Annotated in this window: 13 protein-coding genes; 9 read left to right on the forward strand and 4 right to left on the reverse strand. The window is 69.1% G+C overall.

Annotated features, from left to right (window positions below; translation table 11 throughout):
• Positions 1 to 213: 213 nt before the first annotated feature.
• From OHA68_RS15605 to OHA68_RS15620, 4 genes are all read right to left on the reverse strand, one after another.
• Positions 214 to 2178, reverse strand: a complete 1965-nt coding sequence (locus tag OHA68_RS15605; protein WP_327108285.1) for an NACHT domain-containing protein — start codon at positions 2176 to 2178, stop codon at positions 214 to 216.
• Between the two features lie 125 nt (positions 2179 to 2303).
• The gene (locus tag OHA68_RS15610; RefSeq protein ID WP_327108286.1) at positions 2304 to 3512 is read right to left on the reverse strand and encodes an MFS transporter; all 1209 of its coding nucleotides are present in this window, start codon (positions 3510 to 3512) and stop codon (positions 2304 to 2306) included.
• 42 nt (positions 3513 to 3554) lie between these two features.
• On the reverse strand, positions 3555 to 5174 hold the full coding sequence (locus OHA68_RS15615; protein WP_327108287.1) for a DUF4135 domain-containing protein: 1620 nt from the start codon (positions 5172 to 5174) through the stop codon (positions 3555 to 3557).
• 101 nt (positions 5175 to 5275) lie between these two features.
• On the reverse strand, positions 5276 to 5398 hold the full coding sequence (locus OHA68_RS15620; RefSeq protein ID WP_327108288.1) for a hypothetical protein: 123 nt from the start codon (positions 5396 to 5398) through the stop codon (positions 5276 to 5278).
• 213 nt (positions 5399 to 5611) lie between these two features.
• Between OHA68_RS15620 and OHA68_RS15625 the strand changes: the two genes are divergently transcribed.
• From OHA68_RS15625 to OHA68_RS15665, 9 genes are all read left to right on the forward strand, one after another.
• Positions 5612 to 5764 carry a hypothetical protein gene (locus tag OHA68_RS15625; protein WP_327108289.1) on the forward strand — a complete coding sequence of 51 codons (153 nt, stop codon included), beginning with the start codon at positions 5612 to 5614 and terminating at the stop codon, positions 5762 to 5764.
• 250 nt (positions 5765 to 6014) lie between these two features.
• Positions 6015 to 7166 (forward strand): YcaO-like family protein, encoded by a 1152-nt coding sequence (locus OHA68_RS15630; RefSeq protein ID WP_327108290.1) that lies wholly within the window; start codon positions 6015 to 6017, stop codon positions 7164 to 7166.
• A gap of 10 nt (positions 7167 to 7176) precedes the next feature.
• Positions 7177 to 7971 carry a hypothetical protein gene (locus OHA68_RS15635; RefSeq protein WP_327108291.1) on the forward strand — a complete coding sequence of 265 codons (795 nt, stop codon included), beginning with the start codon at positions 7177 to 7179 and terminating at the stop codon, positions 7969 to 7971.
• Positions 7968 to 8861: a JmjC domain-containing protein gene (locus tag OHA68_RS15640; RefSeq protein WP_327108292.1), complete on the forward strand. Its 894-nt coding sequence runs from the start codon at positions 7968 to 7970 to the stop codon at positions 8859 to 8861. The genes OHA68_RS15635 and OHA68_RS15640 overlap by 4 nt, the downstream gene beginning before the upstream one ends.
• Before the next feature lie 51 nt (positions 8862 to 8912).
• Positions 8913 to 9566, forward strand: coding sequence for a TOMM precursor leader peptide-binding protein (locus OHA68_RS15645; protein ID WP_327108293.1), 654 nt, complete (start codon positions 8913 to 8915; stop codon positions 9564 to 9566).
• A complete protein-coding gene (locus OHA68_RS15650) occupies positions 9563 to 11188 on the forward strand; it encodes a hypothetical protein (RefSeq protein ID WP_327108294.1) in 1626 nt (541 codons plus the stop codon). Before OHA68_RS15645 ends, OHA68_RS15650 begins: the two co-directional genes overlap by 4 nt.
• The gene (locus OHA68_RS15655) at positions 11179 to 11832 is read left to right on the forward strand and encodes a hypothetical protein (protein WP_327108295.1); all 654 of its coding nucleotides are present in this window, start codon (positions 11179 to 11181) and stop codon (positions 11830 to 11832) included. The genes OHA68_RS15650 and OHA68_RS15655 overlap by 10 nt, the downstream gene beginning before the upstream one ends.
• Before the next feature lie 11 nt (positions 11833 to 11843).
• Positions 11844 to 12743: a sulfotransferase family protein gene (locus tag OHA68_RS15660; RefSeq protein ID WP_327108296.1), complete on the forward strand. Its 900-nt coding sequence runs from the start codon at positions 11844 to 11846 to the stop codon at positions 12741 to 12743.
• Positions 12736 to 14562 carry an ABC transporter ATP-binding protein gene (locus OHA68_RS15665; RefSeq protein WP_327108297.1) on the forward strand — a complete coding sequence of 609 codons (1827 nt, stop codon included), beginning with the start codon at positions 12736 to 12738 and terminating at the stop codon, positions 14560 to 14562. The genes OHA68_RS15660 and OHA68_RS15665 overlap by 8 nt, the downstream gene beginning before the upstream one ends.
• Positions 14563 to 14574 lie beyond the last annotated feature (12 nt).

Consider the following 14574-nt stretch of genomic DNA (forward strand, 5'->3'; position numbering starts at 1 on the left):
GAGCAGCTTAGACGGTTCTGCTGGACTTTATCTCGAATTTCATCGAGAGATCCCCTATGTATGGAGAAAGCCACAAATATGCTTTGTCCTGCTTAAGAAAAGGAAAGCGATAAATTGTCTGTTGCTGAAATTTAGATGACGAGCCCTCTCGTAGCCTGGCTGGCTCAACTTAGCTTCTCTGTGGTCGGTTCATGGGTGCTCATCGCCGATGCGCTATTCCTTGTGTGCCAGTTTTTGTCTCAGGAGGTCGTGCCGGAAGTAGTACAGGTCGCCGACCTTTCTGAGCACGCCACGCTGGTAGCCATCCTCGAGAAATGTGGCCACCCGCCAGGGCAGTCGGCCGGACACGGCCAGCACGACGCGCGCCAGGAAGAAGCTGGAGCGGGAGGCCGACAGGACGGATACGGCGAGGATGGTCACGAGGGCGGCCAGGCCGAGCGCGTACGGGGAGACGGACGGCCGGGTGATGGCAGCGTGCACGACGGCGAGGTCGAGCAGCCCTATCTGCAAGGCAATCAGGCTGCGGGAGAGCATGACTTGGAGCCAGAGCGCGGCCCCCAGCGCGGTGATCACTGCCTGATCGACACTCAGACCAGCGCCCATCGCGAGAGCCCCGAGGAGGCCGGCGAAGAGGGCCAATGTTGCGGTCCACGACTTCGCCTGACTCGTGGGGGCTGGCTCACGACGGTCCGTGATGAAGGAGTAGACGAAGGTGGCCAGGGCCATGGCCGTTCCGAGGAGGGAACCGGTGGCGGGGCCTGCTGCTACGCCGAAGGCCGTGCTGGCGCACAGCCCGGCCAGAAGGCCGAGGATCGCGCCATAGACCCAGGGTGGGACGACTTCGGTCAGTCCCGGCGAAGAGATGCCCCGCCTACCGAATTGCTGGGCGAGGAAAGATAGCCAGTGGAGAGCGGCGTCCGCGCTCCAAGCGAGACTGAGCTGCTCATACGCGCTGGAGCGACCGGAGCGACTGGGATAGGCGGATTGGCTGCGCCTGCGGTAGGCGGCGGAGCCGGAATAGAGGGCGGGCACAAGTTCAGTGAGGAGGTGAGCCTCAAGGTCACGTCTTGTCGTGAAGGTGAGTAAGTAGTCGGGGTTCGCCGCCCGTTCGGCGTAGGTCACGCGGGCCAGAGAGAGGGCCAGCGGAGTCGACAAGCCGCGGGCGAGTTCGCCCTCCGGGTCAGCGGTCAGCTCGGCGAACACGTTGGACCATTCGGGCAGCCGGGCAGGCTTCGTGGTGATGGTCAGGTAATCGCGGATGGCGGCGGCGTCGAGCGGCTTGAGCTCGATGGCGGCCGCGGCCGTAAGGACGTCCGCCTGCTGGGAGTCGATGGTGGCCAGGTATTCCGCGGTACGGCTGGTCAGGACGAGGGGATCCCTGGCGCTGAAGGCGGCGTTGATCTGGGTGAGGGCCTGCTCCCGCTCGGGGGCGGGCATCTCGTCGAGGCCGTCCAGGATGAGCAGGAGCCGATCCAGAGGCAGTGGCTCGGCGGGGTCGTAGTCGTAATCCTCCACCAGGCGGGCGTAGATCCAGCGATCGATGGGCTGCTTGGAAGGAGTCCACGTCGAGAGGCGCAGGATGACGGGGACGGGGTCGGCCTGCTCACGGGCGGACAGACAAGCTAGGACGAAGCGCATGACCAGCGATGTTTTGCCGGCGCCGGGTTCACCGAGCGCGACCAAGCGCGACCACGGAAGTTTAGTGCGAATCGTTTGATGGAGGTCGTCCAGGCTGCCGTCGAGGTCGATGGGAGTGTCCTTGCCGCCGATGACCCGCCAGTGGTCGCTGACCGGCGGGCCGACCGTACGCCAAGAGACGGGCAGAGGCCCTGGGTCCAGCAGGCGCTGCCTCAGTTCCTCCGACTTCCACACGTGCTCCACCTTGGCGGCCAGCCGCTCGGCGCGCGCCGCCACGGCGTCGGCTTCGGGTTCGGCCACGTCCAGCGTGCCGAGATCGCCCCTGCCCTTGGCTCGCTGTCGTAACCAGCCGATCATCGCCGCCGCGGCGACGAGGGCGGTGATGACGAAGCTGAGGATGCTGGCCCACTGGTCGGCGTACTCGCGGCCTTGAGAGGCGAAGAACACGACCAGGGCGATGCCCACGAAGGGCACGAGGATGGACGTGGCGACGAATGCCCACCAGTACCATCCGCCGGAATCCGAGCCTGATCGCGCCACGCCAGCCGACAATACTAGTTCCGGTCAGCTGAATGTGATCATGAAAGGCGGATCGCTGAGCCCGGCCGCCTGGGACCGTCACCGCCGGTGAGCCCATCTTCGTCGGCCTCCACCCCGTCGCCGGGTCACGGCAGCACCACGCGCCGGTTCTCCGGGATCAGGGCCGCCACCACACAGGTCACGCTGACCACCGCCGACGCGGCGAACAACGGCAGCGCAGTGCCGGCGGCCGCGGCCACGGCGGGCCCCAGCGTCAGCCCCACGGGCTGCGCGGACAGGGACAGCATGAGGTCGTAGGCGGTGAGACGGGCAAGGGCGCGTGTCGGCACCAGGGCCTGCACCGCATTGTCCCAGATCGGCTCCATCAGGCCGAGCAGGGCCAGCGCCGACGCATAGGCGACGATCAACCACGGCGCCGGCGCACGCGCGGCCAGCAGTACGAGCGGTACGGCGTAACAGGCGAGCCCGAGGTTGCCCATCAGGATCGGCCTGCGTACGTTCACCCGTCCGGCCAGCAGTGACCCGAGCAGCAGTCCGGCGCCTCCCGCCTGCACCATGACGATCCAGACGCCCTGACCGCCCAGCGAGCCGGTGACGACGACGGGGCCGACAGTGAGGAGCACGCCCGAGGCGAAGTTCCAGGCCGCGTGGGCTACCAGGGTGGTCCAGTACCACCTGCGCGCCCGCACCTCCGCCCATCCCTCTCGAGCCTCTGCCCACCCCGCCAACACCTTCGGCCGGCCCATCCTGCCGGGTGCGCGTGCCGGCCTGGCTCGCACCATGGCGAGAAGAACCGTGCTGATGGCGAACCCCGCGGCGTCGAGGAAGAACGCCGCCGACGGGCCGAGCGTCAGCGTCAGGATTCCCGCCAGGCCGGGGCCGAACAGCAGAGCCACGCTTCTGGCGGTGCCCAGCAGGGCGTTGGCCCGCTGCCGCCGCTCCTTCGGCGCCAGCTCGACCACCAGCGGCCAGACGGCGGGAAACGCGCAGCCCGCGGCCCCGCCCGCGATGAACTGCAGGAGAGCGATCAGAGGGAACCGGGGCGCCTCGTCCAGGAGCGCAACGCCGATGCCGGCCTGCGTCCCCACTCGCAGGAGGCCGGCGGCGACAGCGACCCGTCTGGGATCGAGGCGATCGGCCAGGACGCCGCCGACGGGCAGGACGATGATTTTGGCCAGCAGCCCGCAGCCGAGCACGAGGCCGAGCGCGGTGGACTGGCCGTCGTGGCCCACGATGGCCAGCGTCAGGGCCGCGGGCCCCATGAAGTCGCTCGTCGCCGAGATCGTCTGCGACGTGAACAGCAGCGCGAACCCCCTGTGCCGGCCCGCGCTCATGCCGGGCAGCAGGCGGCGAGCGCGGGGCCTGGTCCGTCCGCTTCACAGGAGATCATCGGCGGGTTCATGGTGGTGCCCTCCTGAATGTGCCGCGCTCGAAGCTCGCAGAAGGTGCTGGTCGGCGGGGGTCAGCGAGGGATCCGGCGGCGGAGTGCTCAGGTGGTCGTGCAGGAACGCGACCTGAGCCGCGACGAATGCCGGCCCTCGTTCGGCAATGTTCTGGCGGACCTGAGCCAGCGCCGGGGTGCGGAAGAACCGGGTGTGCGTAGCAGGACCGCAACTCAGGTGGGTGGCGGAGGCCAGGTGGGTGAAGTAGGGGATGTCCTGGTCCCGCAGGGCGGCCACCTCGCCGGGCACCAGGCGGTCGTATCGGCTGGCGGTGCCGACACGCAGATGGCGGTTCAGTTCGGCATCGGTGGCCGGCCAGGAACGAGCGGACGTCGGCTGTTGGATGAGCCGCAACAGCCGAGCATAGTGCGCCGTCTCGCGGATGATCTGCCGTCCCTGGTGCGCGGCCACCCGATCCCAAAAGTCCGTGGCGGCCAGTATCTTCGCGCGACGGGCCCGGCAGAGGGTGAACACCGTGTCAAAGCCCTGCACCAGTTCCCTCAGGTAACCATCGGCGCTCTGGAAGCGCCCGTCGAGGACGGGCAGGTTGAGCGGTGGGGCGTGGGTCATCCGCCGGAAGCCGACCCCCATCGCGTCGGTGTGGCGATGAACGGCGAACGGCGCCAGCGTGGAGAGCCGGTCGGAGCCCATCACCTGGAACGCCGAGAAGCTGCCCCGGCCGGGCGTCCGCGGATCCGACGGCTGTACGAGGCCGGTGTCCACGACGGACTCCAGCGTGCCGGTGGGATTGCGCCAGGAGTAGTTCTGCAGCATGGTTTCGGTGTCGATGAGGACGGGATGCTCTCCCGCCGCGATGAGGTTCTCGAAGTGCCCGTCGGTGAAGTTCAGCAGGCAGCAGGCGGCCAGGAGCACTCCGCATCTGGTCCAGTAGCGGCACACTTCTGCGGCCGTCGCGCAAGGGGCGAAGGCGACCTCCTGCATCCACCCGTGAGCGGACCCTTCGACCACCCTGGGACGCGCCGGCCGCATCTCCTCCGGTACGCCGAGCAGGCCGAGGAAGTCGTGGAACAGCGTCGACGAGGACTGCGGGACGGGTTTGTAATAGACACCTCCGCCATCGCGCAGCTTGAAGCGCAGGACCTGCCCGCCGCCCGCGTGCCGGTCCCCGCCCACCAGGGTGATGTCCGCTGCGGGGCCGCTCAGCGCCGGCATGGCGGCCTGTAGCGCCGGCAGCTCAGCCGCCAGACGGCGTACGGCGAGTGCGACGCTGTCGGCGGTGGAGCCGGCGATGACGTCGAGTGCGGCTGAGACCACGGGGTAGTCGCGGGCGAGCCGCTCGGCTGACAGGTGCCCGTCCTCCCAGAAGGACCGGTACCGCTCCTGCGGCGTGCCGCCGCGCAGATCGCCGCGGGCGGCAGTGCGCCCTAGCTCCTCGACCACGACAGGGAGGACCGCCTGGTCGAGCTGCATGCGCAACGAGGAGCCCACGGTTGCGACGCAGCCGGTGACCTCGACAGGTCCCGGCAGGTCAGGCACCGTCGCCAGGGCCCGCCGGAGCCGCTCCAGCGCCTGAGCGAGAGGGCGCGCGTACAACGGAAGGTAGTCGCCGCCCGTTCCATCGTGTCCCGCGCGGTCTCCCGCACCGGGAACGCCGGGCGATGCGCCCGTGCGCCCCGGCGGCTGGGCGAGGTCGGTCAACGCCTTGCGGCGCTCACGACAGTGGTGGTCTGGACATGCGACGGCCCGGGGGCGAGGTCCACGATGCCCAGACCGTCATAGGTGAGGTCGGCGTAAAGCTCGGTGATTCCAGTGTTCATTTCCCATTCCTTTCGGGAGATATCCGCAGTGCGGACGCGAGACTCAATAAATCTGATCGACCGCTGTTTCGTCAAGCATTAAATTCAATGACCTGTTAGCAGACATTGCGCAGACGCGACGGAGACGCCGCACAATCGCCAGGCAGACGAAAAGAAGACGACTGCTCTTTTGACTGGGATGTGTTCAGGACCGGACCTACGAAAGGGATCGCCATGCCTCAGGCGGAGATACTCGACCTCATCGCCGATGACGTCACCGACATCACCTGGGAAGAGCTGACCAAGGAAGTGGTCAACGGGACCTCGCCGTGCCGCGGCGGCTGCGGGACCACCGTTCCCGTCTGCACCCCAGGCCAGACCAAGTAAGCCTCGTCGCGTGGCCGCGCGCCGACGCTCTCATCGAGGCGTCGGCGCCCGGCCGGCGCGGCATCTTGTCGAACGAGAAAGCAGCTCGCCCATGTCCCTGGTTTCCCCGAACGGCAACCTTTCATTGGATTTGGAATCGCTGGTCTCCCCTTATGGTGTGGTTTCGGGAGTGAGTGAGGTCATTGGGCTGCGCGGCCTGGATCGGGTGTCGACTTATTGCGCATCCGTGGGAAGCGCCTGGCCGGGATTGATGGAACCCGACGACACTTATGGCTGCGGCCGGGCGATCGACGACGAAGAACTCGCGCGGTTCGTCGCCATCGCCGAGGGCGCCGAACGCAGCGCGGGGTTCCTGACGTTCGAATCCCGCACCGCGCGATTGCGCGAGTTGCCGGGACCGGCGATCGATATGACGGTCGTACCCCGCTGCTCGGCTCGTGAGTACGCCGATCCGGCCTGTCCGCTGCGCCCGTACGACGCGGACCTGCCGATCAGGTGGGTACGAGGGCTCGAACTGGTCAGCATGGAACAGCGGTGGATCCCAGCCGTCATGGCGCACTACGGCGCCCGCCACGAGCTGGCGGGCGAGGCTTTCTGGAACGGGATCTCCACCGGCTACGCCGTCCACTCCGACCTGGTGGAGGCGACAGTGCGCGGCATCTGCGAGGTCATCGAACGAGACATGGTCGCCCTCACCTGGCACCAGATGCTGCGGCTGCCCAGGCTCCAGCTCACCGCCCTCTCCGAGGAGATGGGCCACCTGCTGGCGTGGAGCGACGACCATTTCATCGAGACCTACCTGATGGACGCCAGGTCGGACGTGGGCGTGCCGGCCGTCTACTGCATGCAGCGAGCGCCACACGACGTACGCGCCCAGCACGTGGTAGCGGCCGCCACCGGCCGGACCATGAGCGAAGCGGCGTTCAAGGCGATGCTGGAGACGCTGCTCGTGCGAAGCCTCTGCTACAGCGAGAGCAAGCCGGTCAAGGATCCGGGCGCGGCACGGTTCGGCGCCGACGTGGAGGACGGCATGAGGTACATGGGCGTTCCCGAGCGCGCCGCCGCCTTCGACTTCCTGACCGAGGACTGGGAGCGGCGCCGAACCGTTCATGATCACGAGGTCACGCCCCTGCCTCAGGACCCGGCCCAGGCGCTGAGCGTGCTGGTCGCCCGCCTGGCCGGCAAGGACATGGAGGTCGTCGTCGTGGACAGCACACCGGTGGAGCTGGCCAACGTCGGCCTGTGCGCCGTCAGCGCGGTCATTCCCGCGCTGCAACCTCTCTCGCTCATCCCGCGCGCGGCGTACCTGGGCCATCGAAGGCTGTACGAAGCCCCCGCGGCGATGGGCCACCCGTGCCATCCGGAAGCCGACCTCAACCCATGGCCCCAGCCCTTCGCCTGAGGAGGACATTGTGCACCAGCAACTTGCCGAGATCTACCGGCAGACCCGTGGGCGCGCGGGCGCCGGCGAACCGATCGTCATGACCGCCGGCGATGACATCGTCGACCCTGCCCACCTGTTGACGTGTCTGCGCGCCGGCGCCGTCCGGTATCCGTACTTCCGCCTGAGAACCGGCGGGGGTGCGGGTGGCGAGATCGCCGCGCGTCAGACCCGGGTGGTGACCGGCGGGATGCAGGTGGCGGGCTTCGCAGATGTCGAGACGATCGAGCGGGAACTGGACGCGGGCGCATTCCTCCAGTTCAGCCGTCTGGCGCACTGGCATCGCCACGTGCGGGAAGTGGTCACCGGGCTCGGGCACGAGCTGGGATCGGCGGTGGACTCGCGGCTGTTTCTGGCCAGGCGGGACGGCGCGACGATGGCGTTGCGCACCGAGCATCCCACCTTCTTGATCCAGGTCCGCGGGCAGGCGCTGCTCGACGGCGTGCCCCGGCGCCGCGGCACTGCCGTGCTGGACTCCGGCCGGGCCCTGCTCCTGTCCACGCCCGCTGGGCTGCGGGCCGAGGTGCGTGACGAGTCGTGCCTGCTGCTCCTGGCGGTCAGGGAGCCGATGCCCGCCGATTACGCCAAGGTCCTCAAGACCTGTGCCCTGACGGCCGATGCCCGGCTCACCTCGCACTTCCACCTGATGAGCCAGGAGGAACGTTCCGCCGCGGCCAAACAGGCGCTGATGGACGTGGCCGCGCGCATGTCCGCCGACAAGTTGTCCACCATGACCGCGACGATGATGAGACAGGAAGCCGGATGACCGTTCATATCACGACGCCCTGGGCACTCGACCGGCTGGTTCCGGATATCGACGAGTTCATGGGGTCCGTCTGGCGCCGCCGGCCGCAGGTCCTCGCCACCTGCGCTGAAGGCGTCGCCGGGCTGCTCACCGAGGACGACATCTGGCGGCAACTGGACTGCGGCCTGCTGAGCCGTCCCTACGTGGCAGCCTTCGGCGGCACGCCTGCCGGAGCGGCGATGCCGACCCGTACCAGGCTCGTGGAGGGACACGAGGTGGACGATCTGGTGGATGTCCGGGGAGCGCGCCGCGCGTTCGAAAGCGGCGCGACGTTGAAGTTCAACAGGATCGACCACTGGCATCTCCCCATCCGCGAGATGGTGGATGAGCTGGCGGAGTTCCTCGACGCCGGCGTCGTTGCGCATGCCTTTCTCAGCCCGCCCGGGGACGAACCGGTCATCACTGCGCATCTGGACGGCGTCCACGTGCTGATCCTGCAGACGGCGGGTGTGAAGGACTGGGTGGCGGGACGGCTGAAGCCGGATCTGCCCAGCGGCTCGGTCTTCTGCGGCGACGGCGACCTCGACCAGGTCGGCCGCCTCACGGCGCGACTGCGCCCCGGGGCCGTCCTGTACCTGCCGCACGGCAGCCCCCATTACGCACTGGCTCGGTCGGAGATCTCGCTGCACGTCGCCATCGAGGTACAGGACCCAGCGCCGTGGGACTATGTCCAGGCCTACTCCTCGCACGTCCGGTCGGCGATCGACCGGGCACCGGCGAGCCATGGCGCCGCCGGTTTCCTCGAGCGCTTCACCTCCGCCCTCGACTCCGTGTCGCATCAGGACATCCTGCCGGAGGCCGTGCGGACCGTCAGCTCCCGCACGCTCGTGGCCGCCCACCACCTTGGGTGATGCTCCCGTTCCGCGTGTTCCTGCCTCACCGCATCAGATAAGGAGAGCGTCATGCCCGGCCTGACCCGCGTGTCCACGGTGGACGTGGACGAATTCGGCGGCCACGTCCACGACGCGCTGGACGCCACAGCCGCCCTCGAGGTCCGCCGCGCCGTTGATCTCGAGGAGGCGTTCACACCCGTGCCGCCCGGGCGCATGGCGGACGTCGTAGTCGTCACCGCGTCCCATCCCGGCCTTCCTCTGTGGAACACCGCCGCGAGCCTGGCGGCCGGCACCGGCCGCACCTGGTTGCCCATCACGCGGGATGGGCTCACGGTCACCGTCGGACCGCTGGTCATGGGCGAGCGAGCGCCCTGTTTCGAGTGCGCTGTCAGGAGACGGGTGCAGCATGACCGGCAGAAGACGGTCAAGGCCCTCCTGACCGAGGCCTATGCCACCGGCCGCGCGCCCTTACCTGGCGGGTTCCTCCCGCACCACGTGCGCATGAGCGCCGCGGCGACGGTAATGATGTTGCGTGCGGCCGCACCCGGCCAGATCGCCTCGATCGACCTCCGCCAGGCCGCCGTCTCCATCCACGGGGTCGTGGAGTGCGACGACTGCCGCTATTGCGCGCGGCCGACGAGCAGAGGAGTGGCCGTTCTCCGGCGTTCCTTGGCTCCGGCCCTCGGGCGCGATCGTCACGCGCCCGCCGAGGTCGGCAGATGAGCGGCGTCGCGAGGTTCACAGCGGGCCTGAAGCTGTCGAGAGGGCTGGCAGTGGTGGAGACCGATCAGGGCGTCATCGTGGACGGCGGCATCCGCCGCTACCTGTTCTCCGGCGCGTCCGCTAAGGCCATGCTGCCCCCGCTGCTGGCCGCGCTGGACGGCGAGCGGACCTATGACCGGCTTCGCGACCATCTCCAATGGCCCGCGGCCGAACTCGACAAGGCGTTGCGGCTGCTGGAGGAGCGCGGGTTGCTGGAAGAGCCCTTCGCGGCGCGCGCCGCCGACCCTCATCCGCAGGCGGTCGTCTATTTCTCGCGCACCTTCAGCGCCCTGCGTGAGCGCTTCACAGGCTCGGCCCACGTGCTGGACACGCTCGCGTCCGCCCACGTGGTGATCGTCGGCGCCGCAGACGGGAGACAGACGCTCGGTGCGGATCTGTTCGGCGCCGGGGTGGGCAGGGTCACCTTCCTGGACTCGCCCGCGCCGCTGGTCGCCTCACTGTCCAAGAATCCTCCTGACCTGGTGCTCCTCGACGACACCCGCGGCGGGCCCGACCTGGAGACGGCGCATCGCCTGTGCTCCGGCGCGGACGTGCCGCTGCTGCGGTTCGCGCGATACGAGGCGGCGGCCGAGGTGGGGCCGCTGTTCTACCGGGAAGCGACCACGTGTCCCCGTTGCCTGCGCGCGGCGACCACAGCCCCGGCTCAAGCGTCGGCCGAGCGTGGGCAGGCGCTTGACGGCGTGCTCGTCGGCCTGCTCTGCACCGAGGTCCTCTCCCTCCTGACCACGGTCGGGGACCGCAGAACGCACAAGGGCCTGACCCGGCTGTCCCTGCGCGACTACACGGAGACGCGGTTCCACCTGCTGCCGGAGGACGGCTGTGGCCTCTGCGGTGGTGGCTACGGCGCAGTGGCGGCCTACGAGTGGCAGCACGAGCTGCTTCCCCGGCGGATCACCACCGAGCCTCCGTGGGAGCCGCGTTCCGAGCAGGCGGAGCAGGAACTACGCCGCCGCAGAGCCCAGTTCCCCTACTCCCCGGCGGCGCCCCTGCCACAGCCGTCCGCCCGCGCGATGCCGGACGGCGCACCCGCCTCGCCGGCCGATCCGGCCTTGCTGAGCCGGCTGCTCGCCAGAATCGCCGGCTTCCGGGACGACGACGGCACGGAGCGTTGGGTGCCCAGCAGCGGCGACCTCGCCTCGGCCGAGGTTTACCTGCTCTCCCCCGGCGAGCGCTTCGGTCTGCCGGGGAATGTGCAGCGGTATACGGACACCACACACTCTCTTATCTCCGTCAGAAGACACGACGCGGCTTTCGGCCAGTTGCTCGACGGCGTCGACCTCCCCCCGCCGGAACCGGGGCAAGCGGTGCTCATCCTGATCGCCGCCTTAGGCCGGTTGCGGGACAAGTACGACGCGCTCGTCCACCGGCTCGCGCTCCTGGACGCGGGAGGCGCCGCGATGGAACTCGCCACCTTCGCCCACGCTGCGGGCCTGCCCGTGCGGTTCGCCTCCGTCTGGCCCGCCGATCTGGGCACGCGGCTCGAGCTCATGCCGGAACGGGAGCTCGTCACCGCGGTCGCCCTGCTGGGCGACCCGGATGCCAGGAGGTCACCATGCCTTTGATCCCCGTCGACGCGCCGCTCGAAGCGGTCCGGCAGGCACTGCTGGCCCGGCAGCCCCTGCTCGGCCGCGCCGATACGGCCGCCCCGCACCGCGAAGCGGAGCCGCCGGCCGTCTGGCGGGAGGACATCGCCGGCAAGAACAGCTGCGGTCGCCTCCGCGCTGACCCGGTGGCCCTTCCCGTGCTGCGGCACGTCGTGGGCGCGGCCACGGCCATGGTCGCCGAGACCTGGCCGGTCGACGCGCACGGCGATCCGGGATTTCTGACCGTTCTGGGAGCCTGGGACGTCGACGACCTGAAGCCCGGCTTCTACACCTGCTCGCCCGATACCGCGGACACCGGCGGCTGCCGGCTCCTCGCCGGCGCGGAACTCCTGCCGGGGCTGCGTGAACGTTATGTCCAGGCACCGGCCCTGCTCCTGTTGACCGGCGACTTCGAGCGCATCCCGCCGGGCGCCGACGCCGCGTACGGTTCCCTGGTTTCCCGCGTCGGGGCGCTCGGTCATGCCATCTGGCGGACGGCGCTGGCCGAAGGCTTGGCCGCGTCGCTGTTCGGTCGGACCTCCCGTGAGGTGACAGGCCTGGTCAGCCGGCTGCAGCCGGGGCAGCGCCATCTGTTCACCGTCGCGCTCGGGCATCCCGCGTGAACGGCTCCGTCATGTCCTTGACACGGCAGCCGGTCTTCATCCTGGCGCCTGCCCGCTCGTACACGACGGTGTCATCGGCCCTTCTGGCCGGGCATGACGAGCTGTTCGTCTTCCCGGAGATGGTCGGTTTCAACGGTCGTGTGATCGCCGAACTGCTGAGCGCCGCTGACGGGACCGGCCCCCACAGTACGTACTACTCGACCCAGTTGAGCGGTGTCGCCCGAGCCGTCGCCGAGGTGGAGTTCGGCGACCAGCGGCCGGCCTCCATACGTCGGGCGCACCGCTGGCTGAGCGGCCGCTCGTCCTGGAGCACCGCCGAGGTCCTCGGTTATCTGCTGCACCGGGTGCAACCGCTGATCGGCGTGGAGAAGTCTCCCGACACGGTCCGCAGCGACGAGGCGCTGTCGCGGTGCCGCACGGCGTATCCCGGCGCGCGCCTGCTCCATCTGACCCGGCACCCGACCAGCGCCCTGCGTTCGTTGACGACCCACTTCGGAGCGCTGACCGCCCGCTCCGACCGGCAGACGGCGATCACAGCGGCCCTGACGTGGTACACGGCGCATCGCCGGATCATGGGCGCCACCCGCACGCTGCCCACGCGCCAGGTGCTGCGCCTTCGGGCCGAGGACCTGGTGGGCGAGCCGCTGAGGTGGCTGCCGGTCGTCCTGGACTGGCTGGGCCTGCCGTACGACGACGAAGTGCTGCGGCGGATGATCGAGACCGACCGCTGGTGTTTCGCCGGCACCGGGGCGGATCACAGCCTGCACGGCGGGGATTGGAAGTTCTTACGGTCCCCAGCCCTGCGGCCGATCGCCACGCCAGGGCCGGTCACCTTCGCAGCCGAATGGGATCTACCTGTGAAAATGCAGCGGGTCATGAGCGAACTCGCCGGGGAGCTGGGCTATGAGTAGCGAACCCGCTCCTGACCGCGAGCCCCGCTTGGCGGCCCGCGTGGCCGCGTTGCTCGCTCCACACGCGTCCCTGCTGGCGCTGGCCACCTTGCTGGTCCTCACCTCCACGGCCCTGACGGTCGCCGCCCCGCTGTTGCTGCAGAAGATCATTGACGAGGCGCTGCCCGCACACGACGTGGCGCTGCTGGGCCTGCTGTGCGGCGGGATGATCACGGCCGGGTTCCTGTCCAACCTCACCTCCCTGTACCAGGGGCGGCTCATCTACCGGGTGGGGCAGCGTGTGGTGCACGACCTGCGGATGAAGGTTTACGACCAGGTGCAACGGTCTCCGCTCACCTTCTTCGCCTCGGAGTCGAACAGCCGGACACAGTCGATCCTGGTCAGCGATATCGGCGAGATCAGCGACACCCTGACCTTCTCGCTGCAGTCCCTGCTGCTGTCGGGGACAGGCCTGTTGGCGGCCGTGGGCGTGATCATGGCGTTGAACTGGAAGATCGGCCTGCTGTCGATCGTGCTGGCGCTCGGCCTGAGCCTGGTGAACCGCCGGTTGGCCAGACGGCGGTTCATGCTCACCAACCTGCGCCAGGATCGCGTGGCGGACATGATGCGTCGCGTGGAGGAAGACCTGTCCTACCTGGGTGTGGTCGCCGGGCGCACGCTGGGCCGTACCGGATTCCAGCGCGGCCGTTTCCTGGCGGCCTCCCTCGACACGGCCAGGCTCACCTTCGAGGAACGCATGGCGGGCCGCACCGGTTACGCCTGGTTCGGGAGCGCGCTGGCGTGCATCCCGCCGGCCATCTACTGGGTGGCCGGAACCGCCTTCCCCGAGATCTCCGTCGGCACGATCATCATCATCGCGATGCTGCAGATGCGCCTGACCGATCCCATCGAGAACCTCATGCTGGTCAGCGCTGACATCCAGAGCTCACTGGCCGTCTTCAAGCGCGTTTTCGCCGTCATGGACCTGGAGACCGACCCGTCGATCGAGCCCTCGCGGGAGGAGCGGGACGGCAGTGCGGGGACACCGCTTCCGCGGCCACCCGCCACCCTGGAACTCGACGGCATCGGCTACTCCTATCCGGGCGCCGCCCGGCCCGCGCTGACCGGTGTGAACCTCACGGTGCGGCCGGGTGAGGTCACGATGCTGGCGGGCCCTTCGGGCTCCGGCAAGAGCACGCTCGGGCTGATCATCGCAGGGCTGCTCACGCCCTTGCAGGGCGGCCTGCGCCTCGCCGGGCGACCGGTGGACCCAAGGCAGCTCCGCGGCGTGGTCACACTGGTGCCGCAGGAGGCGCCCGTCTTCAACGCCTCGATCAGGGAGAATCTGCTGTTCGGGCGGCCTGATGCCACGCAGGACGACCTTGAACGGGTCCTCGGCGCCGTCAGGCTGACCTCCCTGGTACGGTCGCTGCCCGCCAAGCTCGACACGGTGGTGGGCGAGCGCGGCTACGAACTGTCCGGGGGCGAACGGCAACGGCTGGCCCTGGCCCGGGCACTACTGTCTCCCTCGCCGATCCTGGTTCTGGACGAGGCCGTCAGTGCCCTGGACGTCATCACCGGCGCGGAGGTTCATGCGTCGGTACTGCACCACTGCGCCGATCGCTCCCTGATCTTCATCGCCCACCGCATCCCCGTCCTGGCCCATGAGGACACGGTGGTGCTCATCGACCAGGGACGCGTGACGGAGCACGGCACGCACGCCGGACTGCTGGACCGGCACTCCGCTTATGCCCACCTGGTCAGGTCGCAGACGACCGTGGCCGCACCCGCACCCGCACCCGCACCCGTGCCCGACACGGCCGGGCAGCCGGACAGCTGAACAGCTGAACAG

The sequence above is a fragment of the Nonomuraea glycinis genome, from assembly GCF_035920485.1.
Lineage (GTDB): Bacteria > Actinomycetota > Actinomycetes > Streptosporangiales > Streptosporangiaceae > Nonomuraea > Nonomuraea glycinis.